The sequence below is a fragment of the Dyella sp. 01N448 genome (assembly GCF_056399225.1).
In genome coordinates, this window is record NZ_JBFTQX010000001.1 from 210,300 (window position 1) to 229,837 (window position 19,538).

Annotated in this window: 13 protein-coding genes; 8 read left to right on the plus strand and 5 right to left on the minus strand. The window is 62.6% G+C overall.

Annotated elements, in window-relative coordinates; translation table 11 throughout:
- Positions 1–79 precede the first annotated feature (79 nt).
- On the minus strand, positions 80–3,235 hold the full coding sequence (locus AC1DKY_RS00925; RefSeq protein WP_441601875.1) for an efflux RND transporter permease subunit: 3,156 nt from the start codon (positions 3,233–3,235) through the stop codon (positions 80–82).
- Between the two features lie 931 nt (positions 3,236–4,166).
- On the minus strand, positions 4,167–7,322 hold the full coding sequence (locus tag AC1DKY_RS00930; protein WP_441601876.1) for an efflux RND transporter permease subunit: 3,156 nt from the start codon (positions 7,320–7,322) through the stop codon (positions 4,167–4,169).
- 510 nt (positions 7,323–7,832) lie between these two features.
- Here AC1DKY_RS00930 and AC1DKY_RS00935 point away from each other — a divergent pair.
- The 5 genes from AC1DKY_RS00935 to AC1DKY_RS00955 are packed head-to-tail and all read left to right on the plus strand — an operon-like array spanning position 7,833 to position 12,893.
- Positions 7,833–8,618, plus strand: coding sequence for a transketolase (locus AC1DKY_RS00935; protein ID WP_441601877.1), 786 nt, complete (start codon positions 7,833–7,835; stop codon positions 8,616–8,618).
- Positions 8,619–8,665: 47 nt separating this feature from the next.
- Entirely contained in the window at positions 8,666–9,532 is an 867-nt protein-coding gene (locus AC1DKY_RS00940; RefSeq protein ID WP_441601878.1) for a transketolase family protein, read from the plus strand.
- On the plus strand, positions 9,529–11,508 hold the full coding sequence (locus AC1DKY_RS00945) for an NAD-dependent epimerase/dehydratase family protein (protein WP_441601879.1): 1,980 nt from the start codon (positions 9,529–9,531) through the stop codon (positions 11,506–11,508). Before AC1DKY_RS00940 ends, AC1DKY_RS00945 begins: the two co-directional genes overlap by 4 nt.
- 37 nt (positions 11,509–11,545) lie before the next feature.
- Entirely contained in the window at positions 11,546–12,496 is a 951-nt protein-coding gene (locus AC1DKY_RS00950; RefSeq protein ID WP_441601880.1) for a class I SAM-dependent methyltransferase, read from the plus strand.
- A gap of 16 nt (positions 12,497–12,512) precedes the next feature.
- A complete protein-coding gene (locus tag AC1DKY_RS00955; protein ID WP_441601881.1) occupies positions 12,513–12,893 on the plus strand; it encodes a GtrA family protein in 381 nt (126 codons plus the stop codon).
- Between the two features lie 25 nt (positions 12,894–12,918).
- Here the strand turns inward: AC1DKY_RS00955 and AC1DKY_RS00960 are convergent, their stop codons facing one another.
- Positions 12,919–13,692: a class I SAM-dependent methyltransferase gene (locus AC1DKY_RS00960; protein WP_441601882.1), complete on the minus strand. Its 774-nt coding sequence runs from the start codon at positions 13,690–13,692 to the stop codon at positions 12,919–12,921.
- A 68-nt stretch (positions 13,693–13,760) separates the two neighbouring features.
- Positions 13,761–13,919 carry a hypothetical protein gene (locus AC1DKY_RS00965; protein ID WP_441611153.1) on the minus strand — a complete coding sequence of 53 codons (159 nt, stop codon included), beginning with the start codon at positions 13,917–13,919 and terminating at the stop codon, positions 13,761–13,763.
- Between the two features lie 112 nt (positions 13,920–14,031).
- On the opposite strand from AC1DKY_RS00965, the gene AC1DKY_RS00970 reads away from it, so the two are divergent.
- On the plus strand, positions 14,032–16,017 hold the full coding sequence (locus tag AC1DKY_RS00970; RefSeq protein WP_477179865.1) for a hypothetical protein: 1,986 nt from the start codon (positions 14,032–14,034) through the stop codon (positions 16,015–16,017).
- Between the two features lie 182 nt (positions 16,018–16,199).
- Here the strand turns inward: AC1DKY_RS00970 and AC1DKY_RS00975 are convergent, their stop codons facing one another.
- Positions 16,200–16,952 carry a GntR family transcriptional regulator gene (locus AC1DKY_RS00975; protein WP_121883188.1) on the minus strand — a complete coding sequence of 251 codons (753 nt, stop codon included), beginning with the start codon at positions 16,950–16,952 and terminating at the stop codon, positions 16,200–16,202.
- 221 nt (positions 16,953–17,173) lie between these two features.
- Here AC1DKY_RS00975 and zwf point away from each other — a divergent pair, with 221 nt between their 5' ends.
- Both zwf and pgl read left to right on the plus strand, forming a co-directional pair.
- Positions 17,174–18,634 carry a glucose-6-phosphate dehydrogenase gene (gene zwf, locus AC1DKY_RS00980; RefSeq protein WP_441601884.1) on the plus strand — a complete coding sequence of 487 codons (1,461 nt, stop codon included), beginning with the start codon at positions 17,174–17,176 and terminating at the stop codon, positions 18,632–18,634.
- A 134-nt stretch (positions 18,635–18,768) separates the two neighbouring features.
- Positions 18,769–19,482 carry a 6-phosphogluconolactonase gene (pgl, locus tag AC1DKY_RS00985; RefSeq protein WP_441601885.1) on the plus strand — a complete coding sequence of 238 codons (714 nt, stop codon included), beginning with the start codon at positions 18,769–18,771 and terminating at the stop codon, positions 19,480–19,482.
- Positions 19,483–19,538: the final 56 nt, after the last annotated feature.

A 19,538-nucleotide genomic window follows, 5' to 3' on the forward strand; every position in this document is an offset into this window, starting at 1 on the left:
CGCACCAGTGCGCTCCTACAGAAAGCAGCCACGCACTGGGCTATGGCGCTCAACTGGGGCTAAATAGGGCCGACGCGCCTCACCCCAACGCCGTCTGCGCCTTCAACGCCCTCTTCGCCGCCCGCTTCACCCGGCGCGCCTCCTTGCGAATCTTGCGATCGTAATTCCACAAATAAATCGCCGGCGTGCTCAGCAGCGTCAACAGCTGCGATACCAACAACCCGCCCACGATGGCGACGCCCAGCGGCTGACGCATTTCCGAACCGACGCCGAAGCCGATGGCGAGCGGCAGCGCCGCACCCATCGCCACCAGCGTGGTCATGGTGATCGGGCGGAACCGCACGAGCGCGGCTTCCTTGATCGCGTCAGGCGGCGACAAGCCGCGTTCGCGTTGTGCAACGAGTGCAAAGTCGACCATCAGGATCGCGTTCTTCTTCACGATGCCAATCAGCATCAGGATCGCGATGATTGCCATCAGGGTGAGCTGCGTCTGGGTGACCAGCATCGCCAGGAAGGCGCCGGCGCCGGCGGCTGGCAGCGTGGAGAGAATCGTCAGCGGATGGCCGAGGCTCTCGTAGAGGATGCCCAGCACGATGTACATGGCGATGATCGCGCCGATCAGCAGCACCATGCCGTTGCTCTTGGCCTGCTGCAGTCGCTGGTTCTGGCCGGTCCATTCGATGCGAACGCCTTCGGGCAGGCCCACGATGATGCCCGCGTTCTCCACCAGCCGGGTGCCTACATCCTGGGTGACATCCTTGGCCAGGTTGTAGTTGATGGTCGAGGCTTCGAGCTGGTTGTGATGGCGGATGCGGGTCGGGCTCATATTGGGCTCGATGCGCGAGATCGCCGACAGCGGAATCATTTCACCCTGCGCATTTCGCACGCGCACATTGAGCAGCGCTTCGGGGCTCAGCGACGTCGCCGAGCTCGAAGTGAGCACCACCCAGTACTGGTTGATGTCCGAATAGATCACCGACACCTGGCGCTGACCGAAGGAGTTGAGCAACGCGGTGTCCACATCGCCCATCGTCACGCCCAGACGTCCGGCAGCGTTGCGGTCCACCTTCAGCTGCTGCTGCTTGCCGACCAGGTCGAAGTTGCTGCCGACGTCGCGGAATTCCTTGGTCTTGCGCATCTGCTGGACCATTTTCAGCGTCCACGGCTGCAAGTCTTCGCCATTGCTGCCGATCAGCTGAAATTCGTAGGCGCCGCCCTTGTCGCCACTGCCGCCGCCGCCGAGGAACTGCACCAGGCTCAGCGAGACGCGTATGCCAGGCAACGCGTCGTACTGCTTGGACAGACGCTCCATCACCACCTTGGCGCTGTCGTGGCGATCGTTCGGGCCGCTGCCCTTGGTCTTCAGGTCGACGAACATGGTACCCGCGTTGCCCACGGCGCCGTTGCCATCGTTGCCACCCAGCGTGGTGAGCACATCGAGCACCGCTGGGTCGGCCTTCATGATGTCGGCGGCCTTCTGCGCCTGCGTGGCCATCAGCGTGGGCGAGATATTGGCGTCGGCGCGGATATCGCCCTGCAGCATGCCGATGTCTTCCTCGGGCATGAAGTTGCCGCCCGCGGTGGCCACCACGGCCCAGCCGAGCACGAAGGTGGCGATCAACAGCACCAGCGGCTGCCAGCGCATCACGCGGCGATGATGCATGGCCCAGTCCAGCGAGCGCTCGTACACGCGGTGGAGGCCCTTGTCGAAGCGCTCCAGCGCCCGCTCCATGCGGCCGGGCGTGCGCTCGCCGGGCTCTTCATGTTTGAGCAGCTTGCCGCACAGCGCCGGGGTCAGCGTCAGCGAGACCAGGGCGGAGATCACCACTGCCGCCGTCAGCGTCACCGAGAACTCGCGCAGCAGCATGATCAGCATGTTGTTGCCGAACAACAGCGGTGCAAACACCGCCACCAGCGACAGCGTGATCGATACCACCGTGAAGCCGATTTCGCGCACGCCGATCAAGGCGGCCTGCAACGGCGCTTCGCCCTTCTCCATGTGGCGCACGATGTTCTCGATCACCACGATGGCGTCGTCGACCACGAAGCCGATGCACAGCACCAGCGCCACCAGCGACAGGGTATTGAGCGTATAGCCCAGCGCCAGCATCACCACGAAGGCGCCGGCCAGCGAGAGCGGCACGCTCAGCGAGGCGATCAGCGTGGGCCGCATGCGCCGCAGGAACACCAGCATCACCAGCACCACCATCACGATACTGATCAGCAGCGCGACCTGGACTTCGTGCAAGGCCGACTTGGTGGTCGTGGTGAGGTCGAAGATCGGGGTGATCTGCACATCCGCCGGCATCCACTGGCGGAACTCCGGCAGGCGTCGGCGGATCTCGTCCACCGTTTCCACCGCGTTCGCTTCGGGGCGTTTGCTGATCTGCATCGCCACGGTCGACTGGGCGTTGAACCAGGCGCCCTGATAGATATCCTGCTGGCCGCTGGTCACCTTGGCCACGTCGGAAAGGCGCACAGGCGAACCGTTCCTCGACGCGATCAGCACGTTGGCGAAATCGGACGCCTCGCTCAGGCCATCGTTGGCCGTCACCGTCATCTGGGTGCGGCCATCGGTGAGGATGCCTTGCGGCGACGTCACGTTTGCCGCGATCAGCGCATTGCGCACGTCATTGGCGGTGAGATTCTTCGCGGCCAGCGCGTTGATATCCAACTCCACGCGCACCGCGTGCGGTGTGCCGCCGAATACCTGCACCTGCGCGACGCCAGGAATCTGCGCCACCGCCGGCTTCAGCAACGTATCGGTGAGGTCGTACAGCTTGTCCTGCGGCAGCCCCGTCGAGGTCAGCGAGACCAGCAGGATGGGAATCTGCGAGGTGTCGAACTTGAAATACTGCGGCGGGCTGGGCAGCGCCGGCAGATCGGCCTGGGCCGCATTGATCGCTGCCTGCACGTCGCGCGCCGCCTTGTCGGCGGTGCGATCAAAGGTGAAGCGCACCTGGATCGACGCCGAACCCTCCGATGCATTGCCGTACATGTCGTCGATGCCCGGGATACGCCCGATATGGCGCTCCAGCGGCGCGAGCACGGTGGACGCCATGGTCTGCGCGCTCGCCCCCGGCATCGAGGCGACGATATACACGCCGGGAAATTCCAGCGACGGCAGTGCAGCCACGCCGAGCAGGCGATATGCGAACGCACCCGCAAGCAGCAGGCCAAGCGCCAGCAGCGACGTGCCCACGGGGCGACGGATGAGGGGGGCGAAGATATTCACTCAGGTTTCCATACCGGTTATGGCGCGCGCCGTTACCCAGGCAGACCATCAGCGAGGGCGTACGTTCACGTAAGCAAGGCAAAGAGCCCGCACATAGTGCCATTTATGCCTGCATTGGCGGCATGGGCGAATGTGCCTGAAGTCGGTCCGTGCCGGAAGGCACGGGTGGGGAGGGTTAGTGGTGACGGGGTTTTTGGAGGTGGGTTTGGTGGGGGAGGTGGACTTTGGGCTTGTCGTCGTGGTGCGGACAGGGCTTTTGCTTTTGCTCGTTGTCTTGCCGCCGTTAGCCCTTTTGCTCGTCATTCCGCCGTACGCCGGAGGCGCTTTTCAACAGCGAAGGCTGGTCATCCTGCTTCTTCAGTCTTTGGTTGTTGCCTTGAGGCCAGGGTGCCGCCTACGCGGCGGGCGTTTCGAACGGCTGCCGCCGCTCGAGTCACTTTTCTTTTGCTGGCCCAAAAGAAAAGTAACCCAAAGAAAATGGCCTAAAACGCCCGCAGCATCGTGTTGGGATAAGCCCGAACGCTCGAGGCGCGTCTGATGGGACAACCTCCGAGGGTACACAGCGGATACTTCCAAGCGCTGCGCAACGCGCCCGAATCGCTGAGGACTTAAGGCGGGGCCTCGCTGCGCTTTGGCCTTGCCCGAGCATGGCACGTGATCCTGGGCCTGGCGCTTGCCTGTGGGAGCGCACCCTGTGCGCGACAGCCACGCTGCGGTGTACCGCTCCGTAGGTTTGTCGCGCACAGGGTGCGCTCCCACAGAAGCGCCGACCGGCAAGATTGATCCGCCCCGCACAGGCCTGCGTCTTCCTTGTAGGAGCGCACTTGTGCGCGACCGCGGCGTGTTGGTGCACCGCTCCGTCGGCTGGCCGCGCACAGTGCGCTCCTACAAAAGAGCGGTCGCGACGATCCCAGCGAAACTACCCTACCCCTCAGCCCGCCGCCGTCTGCACCTTCAGCCTCCGCTTGGCCGCCCGCTTCGCCCGCCGGGCTTCCTTGTGCAGCTTCCGGTCGTAGTTCCACAGGTAAATCGCCGGTGTGCTCAGCAAGGTCAGCAGCTGCGATACCAGCAATCCACCCACGATCGCCACACCCAGCGGTTGCCTCAGTTCCGAGCCGATACCAAAGCCGACCGCAAGCGGCAGGGCCGCGCCCATCGCCACCAGGGTGGTCATGGTGATGGGACGAAAGCGCACCAGCGCCGCTTCGCGAATCGCATCCGGTGGTGACATGCCGTGCTCGCGTTGCGCCACCAAGGCGAAGTCGACCATCAGGATCGCGTTCTTCTTCACGATGCCGATCAGCATCAGGATCGCAATGATCGCCATCAGCGACATCGACGTGCCGGTGACCAGCAGCGCGAGAAAGGCTCCCGCGCCCGCCGCCGGCAGGGTGGAAAGAATGGTCAGCGGGTGGCCGAGGCTCTCGTACAAAATGCCCAGCACGATATACATCGCCAGGATCGAGCCGAGCAGCAGCACGTTTGCATTCGACTTGGTTTCCTGCAGATTCTGCGCGTCGCCGGAGTAGCCCAGTTGTATGCCAGGCGGCAGGCGCGCGTCGGACACTATCTGCTCGATCAGCGCGGTCGCCTTGTCGCGTGGCAGGCCCTGCTCGAGGTTGTAGTAGATCTGCGTCGCCTCGAGCTGGTTGGTGTGGATGACCAGCGACGGCTGCACCGCCTGTTCGATATGCGCCACGGCCGACAGCGGCACCATGTTGCCGCTGTCGCTGCGCACATAGGTATTGAGCAACGTGTCGGGACTGAGCGAGCGTTCGGCGGACGAGGTCAGCACCACCCAGTACTGGTTGATGTTGGAGTAGATGATCGACACCTGGCGCTGGCCGAACGCGTTGTACAGTGCCGAATCGATATTGCCCATGCTCAGCTGCAGGCGTCCCGCGGTGAGGCGGTCGACGGTGAGCATCTGCTGCTTGTCAACATCGTCGTAATCGCTGCTGACGTCGCGGAATTCCTTGTGCCTGCGCATCTGCTGGGTGACTTTATAAGCCCACGGCTGCAGGTCCACATTGTCGCTGCTGATCAGCTGGAAGCTTTCGCTGCCGCGATTGGCATTGTTGTTGTCGTTGAAGAAACCGATCGAATTGAGCGCCACATGGAGGTCGGGCAGCTTCTCGTAACTCTTGTTGAGGCGCGCGATGGTGTCCTTGATCGACTCGTTGCGCATGCCGACACCATGGCCGCGCGGCTTGAGGTCGACGAACATGGTCGCCTGGTTGCCCACCGCACCGCCGGCGTTGTCGCTGCCAAGGAAGGTGGTGACGTCCAGCACCGCCGGGTCGGCCAGCATGATGGCGGCCGCCTTCTTCGCGCGCTCGGCCATCAGCGTGGGCGAGATATTGATGTCCGCCTTCACATCGCCCTGGATCATGCCGATGTCTTCCTGCGGCATGAAATCGAAACCGTAGAGTTTGACCACCGCCATCGCCATGCCCACGGTGAGCGTGAGCAGGATGAGCGGCTGCCAGCGCATCAGGCGCCGGTGCCGCATGGCCCAGTCGAGCGCCGTCTGGTAGATGTGATGCAGCCAGCGGTCGAACCGTTCCAGCGCGCGCTCCATGCGATTGGGCACGCGCCCGCCCGCGTTTTCCAGCGTGAGATAGCGGCCGCACAGCGCAGGCGTCAGCGTGAGCGAGATGACGGCAGAGATCACCACGGCGGCCGTCAAGGTGACTGAAAACTCGCGCAGCAGCATGGTGAACTGGTTGTTGCCGAACAGCAGCGGCGCGAAGACGGCGATCAGCGACAGCGTGATCGAGACCACGGTGAAGCCGATTTCCTTCACGCCATCCAGCGAGGCCTGCAAGGGTGGTGAGCCGTGTTCCATGTGGCGCACGATGTTTTCGATCACCACGATGGCGTCGTCGACCACGAAGCCGATGCACAGCACCAGCGCGACCAGCGACAAGGTATTGAGGGTGAAGCCCAGTATCCACATCACGGTGAACGCGCCCGCCAGCGACAGCGGTACGCTCAGCATGGCGATCAGGGTTGGCCCCACCCGGCGCAGGAACACCAGCATCACCAGCGCCACCAGCAAGACGCTGATCATCAGCGCCACTTCCACTTCGTGCAGCGCTGACTTGGTGGTCTGGGTCAGGTCGAAGATGGGTGTGATCTTCAGGTCGGCCGGCAGCCACGCGCGCATCTGCGGCAGTTTCGCCCGCACTGCATCCGCCGTGGCGACGGCATTGGCTTCCGGGCGTTTGCTGATGCGCACGGCGACGGCGCGATGGTTGTTGAACCATGCCGCCTGGTACTCATCCTGCTGGCCGGTGCTCACCTTGGCCACGTCAGACAGGCGTACCTGCGAACCCTTCTGGATGGCGATCAGCAGCTTGCCGAATTCCTGCGGCGTGCTCAGTGCATCCGTGGCGGCAACCGTCATCTGCGTGTGGCCGTCGGTGAGTGCGCCTTCGGGTGAAGTGACATTCGCAGCGCGCAACGCGTTCGCCACATCGTTGGCGGTCAGGCCCTTCGCTGCCAGCGCGCCAGTGTCCAGTTCCACGCGTACCGCCTTCGGTCGACCGCCGATAACACGCACCTGCGCCACGCCGGGAATCTGCGAGAGCGCCGGATTGATCAGCGTGTCGGCCAGGTCGTAAAGCCTGTCCGGCGGCAACGAATTGGAGGTCAGCGACAGCAGCAACACCGGGATGTTGGCGGTATTGAACTTGTAGTAGCGCGGCGGTATCGGGATATTGGCCGGCAGGTCCGCCTGCGCCGCGTTGATGGCCGCCTGCACGTCGCGCGCAAGCTTGTCGGTGTTGTTGCCGAAATTGAAGATGATGCGCACCGAGGTCGAGCCATCGTTGCTCTCTGAATGCATCTCCTTGATGCCGGGAATGCGCCCCAGATGTCGCTCCAGCGGTGCAGCCACCGTCGATGCCATGGTTTGCGCGTTGGCGCCCGGCAATTCGGTGTAAACCACCATGCCCGGAAATTCGAGTGACGGCAGCGCTGCGACGCCCAGCAGCAGATACGCCCAGAAGCCGGCCAGCGCGAGGCCGAACGCCAGCACCGAAGTGCCGATCGGGCGACGAATGAATGGTGCGAACAGATTCACGGTGTGCGGTCCGCCAACATCGGCGCGCCACCTCCGCGCCCAGGGATAAGGAGCGCAGGTATGCGGCAGCTGCCCCCGGTACCTTTATGCCCCTAAAGCGAACCCATGGAATGTGCCGTAAGTGGGTCTGAGGATAGGCCGGGAGTCACTCTTCTCTCCCCAGAGGCACGAGTGGAGTAGCCAACAAGGTGCAGCATCTGTCGGCACGTCGAGTTTCCCCGACCGCCATGCGCCCTCTCCTGCAACGATGGCTTGTCGCATGGTCGCGATCACGTGCGCGTCGAGGCGATGCTTGCGACCGTCTTCATGCCGTTGAATGACGTTGTCGAGACAAAAAGTTAACATCTGAAATCAGACCTGATCGTTCACGTTGATAGCAGGAAGGGAGGACCCTTCCATTACACTGCCGCCTTTTCGACGGCCGTGGCGAGTTCGGCCGATACCATCGACGCCGAGCACCGGGCAGCCAGCTGCAACTCGGCAGGTCAGCCGCCGGGAAGAGAACTCTCCATGAACATGCACACCACGCTCGATGCAAAACGGCTAGCTGACGTTCGTAAACGATTGATTCGTATGCACTACGAGAGTGGCGTCGGGCACATCGGCGGCAACCTCTCGGCCATCGACGTGCTGGCCTTGCTGTTCAACGAACGGATCGACAGGCGTGATCACTTCGTCCTGTCCAAGGGGCATTCTGCCGGAGCCCTGTATGTCGCTCTATGGAGCGCGAACCGGCTAGACGACGAGACCCTCGAGACCTTCCACAAAGACGGAACGCTGCTGGCAGGACACCCGCCGGCCAGTGGTATGGATGGCGTGCTGTTTGCCACCGGCAGCCTTGGCCATGGCCTCTCCCTCGCTGCCGGCACGGCGCTTGCCCTGTCGCTGAAAGGGGAAAGTGGCCATGTGTTCTGCCTCACCTCCGACGGCGAGTGGCAGGAGGGATCGACCTGGGAGGCGCTCATCTTCGCCTGCCATCACGCGCTAGCGAACCTGACGATCATCGTTGATCACAATCGGCTGCAGGGTTTCGGCTCGACGATCGAAGTTGCTTCGATGGCGCCCCTGTGGGAACGACTCGCTGGCTTTGACGTGGCCCTCCAGATCATTGATGGCCACGATCTGGAGGCGATTCGCCGTGCTCTGGATGTATCGGTTACGAAGCCAAAAGTCATTGTGCTTGAGACCACCAAGGGAAAAGGCGTGTCCTTCATGGAGAACCGCATGGAGTGGCATTACCTCCCGCTCAATGAAGAGACTTACCGCCAGGCTCTTGAGGATCTGACGCAGCGATGAGAAAGCAACTATGCGATGCCCTCGTCAGACGCGCCGAACGGCCCGACATGGTTTTCCTGACCGGAGACCTGGGATTCATGGCGCTGGAGCCCTTGCAGCAGGCATTGGGGCGACGCTTCATCAACGCGGGCGTGGCCGAGCAAAATATGATCTCGGTGTCCGCCGCGCTCGCGCGGCAGGGACTCGATGCCTGGGTCTACAGCATTGCACCGTTCTGCTATGCACGACCGTTCGAGCAAATCCGCAATGACATCGCTTTCCATGGCCTGCCAGTGCGCCTGATCGGCAACGGTGGCGGGTACGGTTACGGCGTCATGGGTCCCACACACCATGCCATCGAGGATTATGGCGTGCTCTTGACCCTCCCCAACATCCAGGCCCTCATTCCTGTTTTCGATCAGGATGTCGGCGAGGTGATCGAACGCGCTGGCCAAAGTCGCCTGGCCACGTACATCAGGCTTGGGCGCGGCGAACCACCGAGCGGTTTCGAAGTACCCGCCTATGCGCCTTGGCGACAGCTGACTAAGGGTGGCGGCATTCCCATCATCGCCGTCGGTCCGCTCGCCGGTACCTATATCGAGGCGCTCGAACAGATGGCCGAGCCACTACGCCCAAATCTCTGGGCATTGTCCGAGCTGCCGCTGTCGCTGAATCTGCCGCCTTCTGTCCTGATGAAGCAGATTGACGGGCATCGCGCGGTCTGCATTGCCGAAGAGCACGTGGAGCGCGGAAGTTTCGCGGCAGAGTTTGCACTGCATCTGCTCCGCGAAGGCACCAACGCTCGCATACGGCATCTATGCGCACGTGCACACCACTACCCCCGCTACGGCTCCCAGGCTTACTTGCGCAAGCAATCCGGGCTGGATCCCCAGAGCCTCATCAACGCCATCGACACCTTCCAGCAGCGCTCATGACCGACCTGACCCAGCATATCCGCGCACTCGCTGGCCCCATCATTGTCACAGGGGCAACCGGATTCGTCGGCGCGAATCTTTTCCATGCTATCCGAGCCGTGCGATCGGACGTCTACGCCGTCGTGCAGCGCGAGAAGAACTGGCGCCTGGAGAACGTGCCCGACGGCAATATCGTTGCCGCCAATCTGGTGGATCCTGCAGCGGTTCGACATTTGATCGATCGCACGACGCCACGCACGGTTTTCGACTGCGTCGCATACGGCGCCTATTCTTTCGAACAGAATCAGCAACTCATTTATCAGACGAATTTCAATTCCATCGCTTTGCTGGTGGAGTTGCTGTCGACCCGGTCCATCGCCGCGTTTGTGCACGCAGGCACGTCGTCCGAATACGGTACGCATAGCGCTGCGCCGGAAGAGGATGGACCTCGCTCGCCGAACAGCCATTACGCCGTGTCCAAGGCGGCCGTATCCGAATACCTGAAATACATGGGAAAAATGCAGGCATTCCCGTGCGTGAACCTACGTCTGTATTCTGTTTACGGGCCGCTTGAAGACAGCTCTCGGCTCATTCCCAACCTCCTGCGCAAGGCGATCTCGGGGGAGTTGCCTCCCTTCGTCGACGCTCGTACATCGCGCGATTTCGTTCACGTGAACGACGTCTGTGCCGCTTTTGTGCTCGCCGCCGCGAAGATGAACCCGTCGCTGTACGGTGAGAGTTTGAATATCGGCACTGGGAAGAAAGTCACCATCGAGGGCCTTGCCCAGACCACGCGCAAGCTCTTCTCGATCGAGGCATTGCCGTCGTTTGGAACCATGGAAGGCCGCACGTGGGACCTCTCCGACTGGTATTCAAACCCCGCAAAGGCCGAACAGTTGATAGGCTGGCGCGCGGAAACATCGCTCGAAGATGGCCTGGTCGATACCGCTCGTTGGGTTCGCAGCCTAACCGACGAGGAGCTGCAGGCACGATCCAAGCAGGCCACCCAAGGCAGACGCCGCTCGGTCTCGGCCATCATCGCCTGCTACAAGGACGAACCTGCCATCCCCTTCATGCATCGCCGTTTGACCGACACCTTCGTCAAGCTGGGCATCGACTACGAGATTATCTTCGTCAACGATGGCAGTCCGGACGCCAGTGCTGAGCAGATCCGGGTACTTTCAGAAACAGACCCGCACGTTATCGGCATCACCCATTCGCGCAACTTCGGTTCGCAGATGGCATTTCGCAGTGGCATGGAACTCGCCTCAAAGGATGCCGTCGTGCTACTGGACGGCGACCTGCAAGACCCGCCCGAACTCATCGAGTCGTTCTACGCCGAATGGGAAAAGGGCTACGACGTTGTCTATGGGCGTCGCGTTCAGCGCGAAATGCCATGGCGTTGGGGAGTGCTCTACAAGGCCTTCTATCGCGTCTTCGCCGCCTTCAGTTACGTCAAGATCCCGCTGGATGCAGGCGATTTCTCCCTGATCGATCGCAAGGTCGTCAAATGGCTGTTGGCATGCACGGAGCGCGACCTGTTCATGCGCGGTCTGCGTGCCTATGTCGGCTTCAGGCAGACGGGCGTCGACTACGTGAGACCCGAGCGCATGTTTGGGCGCACCACCAACACGTTGTCCAAAAACATAGACTGGGCGAAAAAGGGCATCTTCTCATTCAGCAATGTGCCATTGACACTGCTGACGACGACGGGCCTGGTTCTGCTGGCGCTCTCGATCCTCGCGGCCCTTACGGTGGCGGTCTTGCGCATCATATGGCCGGACATTGCGCCGCGAGGCATTACCACACTGCTTATCAGCGTGCTCATGTTCGGCTCTTTGAATCTGTTCGGCCTCGGATTGGTCGGCGAATACATTGGCAAGATCATGATCGAGGTCAAGGGCCGGCCACGGTTGATCCGTGCCGCGCTTATTCGCCATGGTGTGGTTACCGATCAAGCCAGTGGTCCCGCACAGCAACGCGGACGCGAGGACTGACGGCGCGCCCGCCGTTGTCCGAAAAAGGTGCATGACCATGCAACAGAACTCCCCTCTCCAGAATGACACGCGGCTCGACGACCGCCAGAGCCGTCCGTGCCCCGTTTGCCGCGAGTTTCCCGAGAGACCGCAGGTCTTCCTGGAGGAGCGACTGGACGCCTCCCGGCTCAATGCGTACAGCTTCGCGTCGCGCAAGGCGCCGGAGTATTTGTGCCACCAGATGCTTCGCTGCCCTCAGTGCGACGTCGCCTATGTGGACAGGCCGCCCTCGCAGGGAGCCCTCGCAGAGGCCTACCATGCTGCGGACTACGACAGTAGCGAGGAAGCCAACGACGCCTCCAAGAGCTATATCAGTGCCTTCGCCGGCGTGTTGGAAAGCATTGGGAAGGGCGATGCGCTGGAGATTGGTACGGGCACGGGCGTATTTCTGGAAGCCTTGTCCCACTTGGGCTTTCAACGCGTCATAGGGATTGAGCCATCGACCGCGGCAATGGCGGCTGCACCCGAGCATAGGAAACCATGGCTGCGCGAGGGCATCTTCGCCGAGCAGGACTACGCGCCGGAATCGTTCGATCTGGTCTGTTGCTTCATGACGCTTGAGCACGTGCGCGAGCCGGGCGACATCAGCGAATCGGTGCTGAGGCTATTGAGACCCGGCGGTGCATTTCTCACGGTGACCCACGACTTCCGAAGCCCGGTCAATCGCCTGCTGGGTCGTCGTTCGCCCATCGTCGACATCGAACACATGCAACTGTTCTCGCGAGCAGGAATAAAGGCATTGCTGGAGCATTCCGGTTTCGTGGACGTGCAAGCCAAGCCATTCGCCAATCGCTATTCCCTGCGCTATTGGAGCCGCCTCTTGCCCCTGCCGTCCGGCCTCAAGGGCGCCTGCCAATCGACACTGTCGGGACTGGGACTGAGCAACGCCAAGCTTTCACTCAATGTCGGCAATACTGCAGCCGTCGGCTTCAAGCCGGCGGCACGATAGGGTGGACACCGGTGTGATGGAGTGGAAGCGTTTCGGCAAATTCCTGCTGGTTGGCGGCTTGAACACTTTGTTCGGATTCGCCGTGTATACGGCATTCGTGCTCTTGCATAGTCCGGCGTGGCTGGCGTTGCTGGGCGGCAACGTCGCGGGCGTGCTGTTCAATTTTTTCACGACGGGTCGCTTTGTCTTTCTCGACCTGTCGACCGCGAGGCTGCCAGGCTTTGTAGCGGTTTACGTGTTCACCTATTACACCAATCTCGAGCTCATAGGTTGGGTGAACCACTTCATCAAGAACCTCATCTTGAGCCAGGCCTGCCTGGCGCCCTTCATGGCGGCGCTGTCCTATCTGCTGTTGTCCAGGCTGGTGTTTAGAAACAAGCCAGGCATGACGGCCTAGCGTTGCCCCGCGATGTTTGAGGGCGTCAGCGCGGCGCGCGGCGCGCCTGTGCAAAGTAACCCAACGGGTCTTCTTTCGAGCCCAGGCCTAGCGCGTCGGAAACGTGCGCTGCCACGAGGAAGATCGCCGACAGCGGTGCGCACAACAGCGCGAGCGGTGTCGTCCAAAGCGCATCCCATGCAAGTCGCCTAGGGACAAGGCGCAGGGTGAGAACAATCAGCTTGCTCGCGATGGCGCCAATGTCGTTGCCGCGCTCGTCGATGGAAATCGCTTCAAAGCCATGTCGCTCCAGCAAGATGCCCAGGCGCTCTCGGGTAAAGCGGTGATGATCATGGGGAATATGGTGCCGCCTTGCGGACCACGGAACGCTCAACAGCAGCGAGCCGTTGTCACGAAGCACGCGTGCGATCTCGGCCAGACACAGGTCCGGATCATCCGTGTGTTCCAGTACCTCGATGCACAGGGCGCTGTCGTACGTGGCGTCGTCAAAGGGCATCACTCCGCCATCGTAGTAGACGATGTCTTGGCGGTTCGGGTGCATGCCGAACTCCGATGCGTTGCCAATATCGATGCCCTGATAGGTGGCGCTTGTCGGCAGCCACTCCTTCCACGGTGATTCCCCGGCCCCCACATCCAGTACGCGGCCGTGCAAATGGCTCATCAATGGGCGCAGATGGGCGACGATCGTGCCTAGCTGAAGGTCGACGATACACCTCAGCCTGAAAAGCCATGGGCGGGCAGACGGTGGGGCCACCGCGATCGGTTTGAATTTTTCCACCTGCATGGATGCGTGTTCCAAGTGCGAACTGCATAGGTTCTGATCGAGTGGCAGGGCACCCGTCGGTGTCTGCTTGCGGGCTCGTATAGTCAACCAAACAGCTGGGCCGCAACAGCCCCGACCTTCTTTTCCGCCGCGCCATACTCAGAATATAGGCTGGACTGCCTTAAAATGAGTTGCGGCACGTCGGAATCGTTCAACGCCTGCACGCGCCGGTTGCCACCATTGGGAAGCTTACGTTTGTCCATGAATCGCTCTCGTTCGTCAGGCTGGCAATCTGGATTTGTCTTCGTCCTCACCGTCACGCTGCTGGTGGACGTCTTGCTGGTGCTTGCCGGCACGCATCCCGGCATCTACCAGATGGCCGCGCCGCTGTTCGGGATCGCCGTGGTGACGGCGTCCGGCCTGTGGTTGCTTGGCCTGGCTGGTGTAACAGCCGTTGCCGCGATCCCCGCGGCATTCGTTGTGGGCGCGTCAGCGGCGATGTTGGCCATGCTGGCAATCGCCGAGTTGTTCAATGTCGTGGCCCAGCAGGCGTTCCTGATATGGGCCGCATGCCTGGTGGCCATCTGGCTGGCGTTTCCTCGGCTGCGTCGTTTCGAACCGGCATCGGTGGCCTGGATCGATGTGGGCGCGACGGCAGGCTTGTCCCTGTTGATTGCATACTTCGGCAAGGATATGGCGGCATTCCTGCCAGCCGCGCTCCAGGACGCCTCGATGCCGGCTTGGAGCGACTATTTCGTCCATGGCACCACGATCGCCTCCTTCGGCGATCCGCTGGCGATCGGGCAGGGCAACATCTTGCTGGCCAACGTACACAGGCCGCCTTACCACTACGGCTCATACATGCTGGCCGCGGGCCTGCAGCCTTCTTCGGGGCTGCCCGGACTGGGGTTGGCGCTGGCAACCATGCAGCCACTCAGCTTGCTGGTGGGTGGCCTGGGCCTCTATGCGCTGGTCGCCCAATTATCCGGGCGGGCCATTGCGTTGATCGCCTTGCTCTGTATCGCATGTCTCCCCGATCCATCGCGCTACTGGATGCACAACGGATTCTATGGATTCCATTGGCTGCTTTATGCCGCGCCGGGATCGGGATATGCCATCGGCGCAGGCATGTTGTCGGCCTTGTGCCTGCGTGAGGGCGTCAACACGCGGCGCTGGGCGCCGCACGTGCTTGCGCTCTTCCTGTTGGCGTCGGTGTCGATGATCCGGCTTCACATGTTTGTGCTCCTTGCGCCTGCGATGGCCGGCATGTGGTTGCTGGCCATACGACGATCGCCAAGTGGCAGGGATTGGCCGGTGGTGTTGGGGTGTTTCGGGCTGCTGTTTTTCGGCGCCGTCGCACTTCTGGCCTGGCGAGCGGACTTGCGTGAACTCTTGCATTCCCTGCGCTACGTCAAAGAAGCGCTTGGATTCGGCCCCCCGCGATTCCTGGATTTCTATCACCAACAGGAATCGTGGATGCCCACGGCATTGCAGTTGGTGCTCGTGGTCGTGCTCGCTCTGATGCTGGGCCTGGCTGGATTCAGCGTCATGCTGCCGGTCGTCTCGGTGCTATGGACCCGCGCCCACAGGTGGGAGATATTCGACTGGTTTCCGTGGGCGCTATGTGGCTCCTACGCGCTATTGATCCTGCTGGCGCCCACGTGGCTCAACACGGACGCATCTGAATTGAAGCATCGACACTTCCTGCTTCTGTACGCCGCCGTCGGCGGATGGAGTGTCGCGCGCGCGTTGCAGCTGGTCACCTACGTTCGTTGGACTCATGTAGGCGTCGAGCGCATCGCACTCGCCGTGTTCGCCATCGTCATCGCACTGGTGATGGTGCTAGGGCGCGAGGCCGAGCCGGGGCGCCCTGACGGGCGATACATACCCTGGGCCAGCAAGTTCTACCAGTCGCCCAACGAACCAGGTCTCGCGCGAGCCGGCGCGTATCTGCACGGCCATGCCGAACCCGGTGATCTATTGATCATGGGTGGCCAGGCCATGCGAGGCTACGTCATGAGCCGGCAGACCGAGCTGGTCAGCGTTTCCGATATCGCCGCTTACATCGGTCGCGTGGAGCTGCTTGAAAAGCAAGGCGGCAACTATGCCGCGATAGCAGCCCAGCGAAGTGCAGACATGGGCCAGGTCGAGGCGGCCGGCTCGTGGGCTGAAGCTTGTGGACAACTACGATCCATCGGTGTCCGCTGGTACGTCGAAAACCAACCAGGCCTGCCCAGGTGGGATATCGGCAGAGCGCAAGCCGTCCTCAAGGCCGGAGACTTTGGTGTCTACGACGCGGGTACGAAAGCGCAAAGTCGCTGCGAGCGGCCGGCGGTTCGAGCTACCCAGGACAGTCGATAATCATCATGGCCGTCGCATGGGATGGCTTGCACGGCGACCACCCGCAGAGTCTTCTTATCGAGCGCCCCACGCCTGCTTTCGACAGGCGATGAGATAGCGGTGGCGTTCGTTGAGTGCTCGCGCCACGCGCTCATTGGACGGCTGGCCCGAATGGCTGGCACAGCAGTCGTCGATCGGCCCCGTCAATCCGTCTGCAATTCCGCCACGAAGTCGTAGATGTCGCCGCGATACCACGAGGTGGTGAATTCCACCACGCGGCCGTCATCGAGAAAGCTGCGGCGTTCAATGTTGAGGCCGGCGCTGCCTGCCGGTACATGCAGCAGGCGGGCCTGCTGCGCGCCGAGCGACACGGCGCGCAGGCGTTGCAGCGCACGACGCGGCCGGGCGCCCAGCGTTTCGAGGATCTCGTACAGCGAGTCCTGCACGATGGTCGGGTCCGGCAGAATGCTGGCCGGCACCACGCTGCGCTCGATCGCCAGCGGCTCTTCCTTGGCGTAGCGCACGCGATGCAGGCGGGCCACCAGCACGCCCGGCGACAGATTGAGCGCCATCGATTCTTCAGGCGTCACTTCGCCAATGATGCGTTCGGAAAATTCCGAGCGCGGATTGAGACCACGCGCACGCAAGTCTTCGGTGAAGCTGGTGAGCCGCGACATTGGCTTGATGATGCGCTCGGCCACGAAGGTGCCCGCGCCGTGGCGCTGGTTGAGCAGGCCTTCTTCGACCAGGCCGGAGATCGCCTTGCGCACGGTCACGCGCGACAGCTGCAGCAGGCGGGAGAGATCGCGCTCGCTCGGCAGCGCCTGGCCGGGTTCGATATCGCGGTGCTCGACCACGTTGCGAATGGCCCGGCGCAGACGCAGATACGCCAGCGGCTGGCTGGTGGCGGGGTCGCGGCTGAGCCGGCGGTATTCGTTGACGAGGGCGGTTTCCATACCGGAACGATACCAATGACCATACCAATCTGGCAATCAGTTGTTTTTTCGCGGCCTTGCGGGTGGTACCAATTTCGCTGGCGAATCCTTGCCCAGCGCAGCTTCCCGAGGTGTCTCAGGGGAACTGGTGTTGTCTGGTATGTCACTGGTACGATCAGTGGGCAATCGACGTGGTATGCATGCCACGCTCCCGCTCCCCGCATCGCCTTGAGGTGACTGAAGTGACTGCTTCTCCCCAGCCGGTCGAGACTTTTGACCTGGTGATTTTCGGCGGCACCGGCGACCTTGCCCTGCGCAAGCTCCTGCCAGCGCTCTACCACCGCTACGTGGACGGTCAGATTCCCGACGACAGCCGCATCATCGGCATCGCCCGCGAAGGGCTGGACGACGAGGGTTATCGCGACAATCTGCGCGCCGTGCTGAAGAACAACGGCAGCGGCAAGGTCGAAGACTTCCTCAAGCTGGTTGGCTATCGCTCGCTCGATGCCCGCAAGGACGATGGCTGGGACGATTTCGCCAAGCTGATGGGCAAGGACGCCGAGCGCATCCGCGTGTTCTACCTGTCCACCTCGCCGGACCTGTTCGTCGATATCTGCAACCGGCTGGGCAAGTACGACCTCAACAAGGGCAAGTCGCGCGTGGTGCTGGAAAAGCCCATCGGCCACGACTTGAAGAGCGCCAACCAGATCAATGACGACGTCGGCCGCTTCTTCGACGAATCGCAGACCTTCCGCATCGATCACTACCTCGGCAAGGAAACGGTGCAGAACCTGCTGGCGTTGCGCTTCGGCAACGCGCTGTTCGAGCCGCTGTGGAATGCCGAGCACATCGACCATGTGCAGATCACCGTGGCTGAAACCCTCGGCGTCGGCCAGCGCGCGGGCTACTACGACCATGCCGGCGCGCTGCGCGACATGGTGCAGAACCATATCCTGCAGCTGCTGTGCATGCTGGCGATGGAGCCGCCCTCCTCGCTGGCGCCCGACGCGGTGCGCGACGAAAAGCTCAAGGTGCTGCGTTCGCTCAAGCCGATCAACGAAGGCAATGCGGCCCAGCTCACCGTGCGCGGCCAGTACCGCGCAGGTTCGGCCGAAGGCCAGGCGGTGCCGGGCTATCTGGACGAATTGAAGGACCACAAGTCCAACACCGAGACCTTTGTCGCGGTGAAGGCCGAGATCGCCAACTGGCGCTGGGCCGGCGTGCCGTTCTACCTGCGCACGGGCAAGCGCCTGCCGGAGCGCGTCTCCGAGATCACGGTGGTCTTCAAGGCCGTGCCGCATTCGATCTTCGATCCGTCCGCCGGTCCGCTGGTGCAGAACCGCCTGGTGTTGCGGCTGCAGCCGGACGAAGACATCAAGCTGTGGCTCACCATCAAGCATCCGGGACCGGGCGGCCTGCGCCTGCGTCACGTGCCGATGGACATGAGCTTTGCCGAAGCGTTCGGCGTGCAGCAGCCCGATGCCTACGAGCGCCTGCTGCTCGACGTGGTGCGCGGCAATCCCACGCTGTTCATGCGACGCGACGAGGTGGAAGCGGCATGGCGCTGGGCCGATCCCATTCTCGCCGCGTGGGCGGACAGCGGCGAGGCGCCGCGCCCCTACACGTCGGGCACCTGGGGCCCGAGCGCGGCCGTAGCGCTGATCGAGCGCGATGGCCGTACCTGGTACGAGGACGGTGAATAAGTCGGCGTTTCGCTTGAACGCGCGCGATGCACGGGCACTTCACCTGTGCATCGCGGAGCGGTTTTTAGACTTGCCGTCCGCCTCTTCTTTTCGCCGCGCGTGTGCTCCCGCGCAGCTCGCATCCTTCATCGATCATGCCTGACACTCTCGACGTCACCACCCATAGTTTCACCGACTGCCACGCACTGGCTACCGCGCTGGCCGAACGCATCGCCGATCGCCTGCGCGACGGTATCGCCGAACGCGGACACGCGCTGCTCGCGGTCTCCGGCGGCAGCACGCCCAGACATTTCTTCGAGAAGCTTTCGCGCCAGACGCTGGATTGGTCGAAGGTCAGCGTGACCCTCGTCGACGAGCGCTGGGTGCCTGAGAGCAACGAGCGCTCCAACGCGGCGATGGTGAAGGGCATGCTGCTGCAGCACGCGGCCAGCAGTGCGCAGTTCGTGCCGCTGTACACCGATGCACCAACGCCCGAAGCGGGCCTTGCCGCGGTGCGCGCACGCATGGCCTCGCTGGAGCTGCCCTTCGATGCGGTGATCCTGGGCATGGGCAATGACGGCCACACGGCCTCGTTCTTTCCGGGCGGCGACCGCCTCCCCGAAGCGCTGGATCTGAACAACGCCACACGCGTGCTGCCGATGCGCGCAGCGGGCGCCGGCGAACCACGCATTACCTTCACGCTGTCCGCCCTGCTCGATACGCGCGCGTTGTACCTGCATATCGAAGGCGACACCAAGCGCCAGCTGCTGGCTGACGCGCGACTTGGCCTTGGCGAGGCCGCGAATTTCCCCGTGCGCTCGGTGCTGACCCAGCAACGTGTGCCGGTCGCCGTTTATTGGTGCCCCTGAGGCATCCACGGCGTTGCCCGACGAATCGATGCGCTGATCAGCGCGTCGCCTGCTGC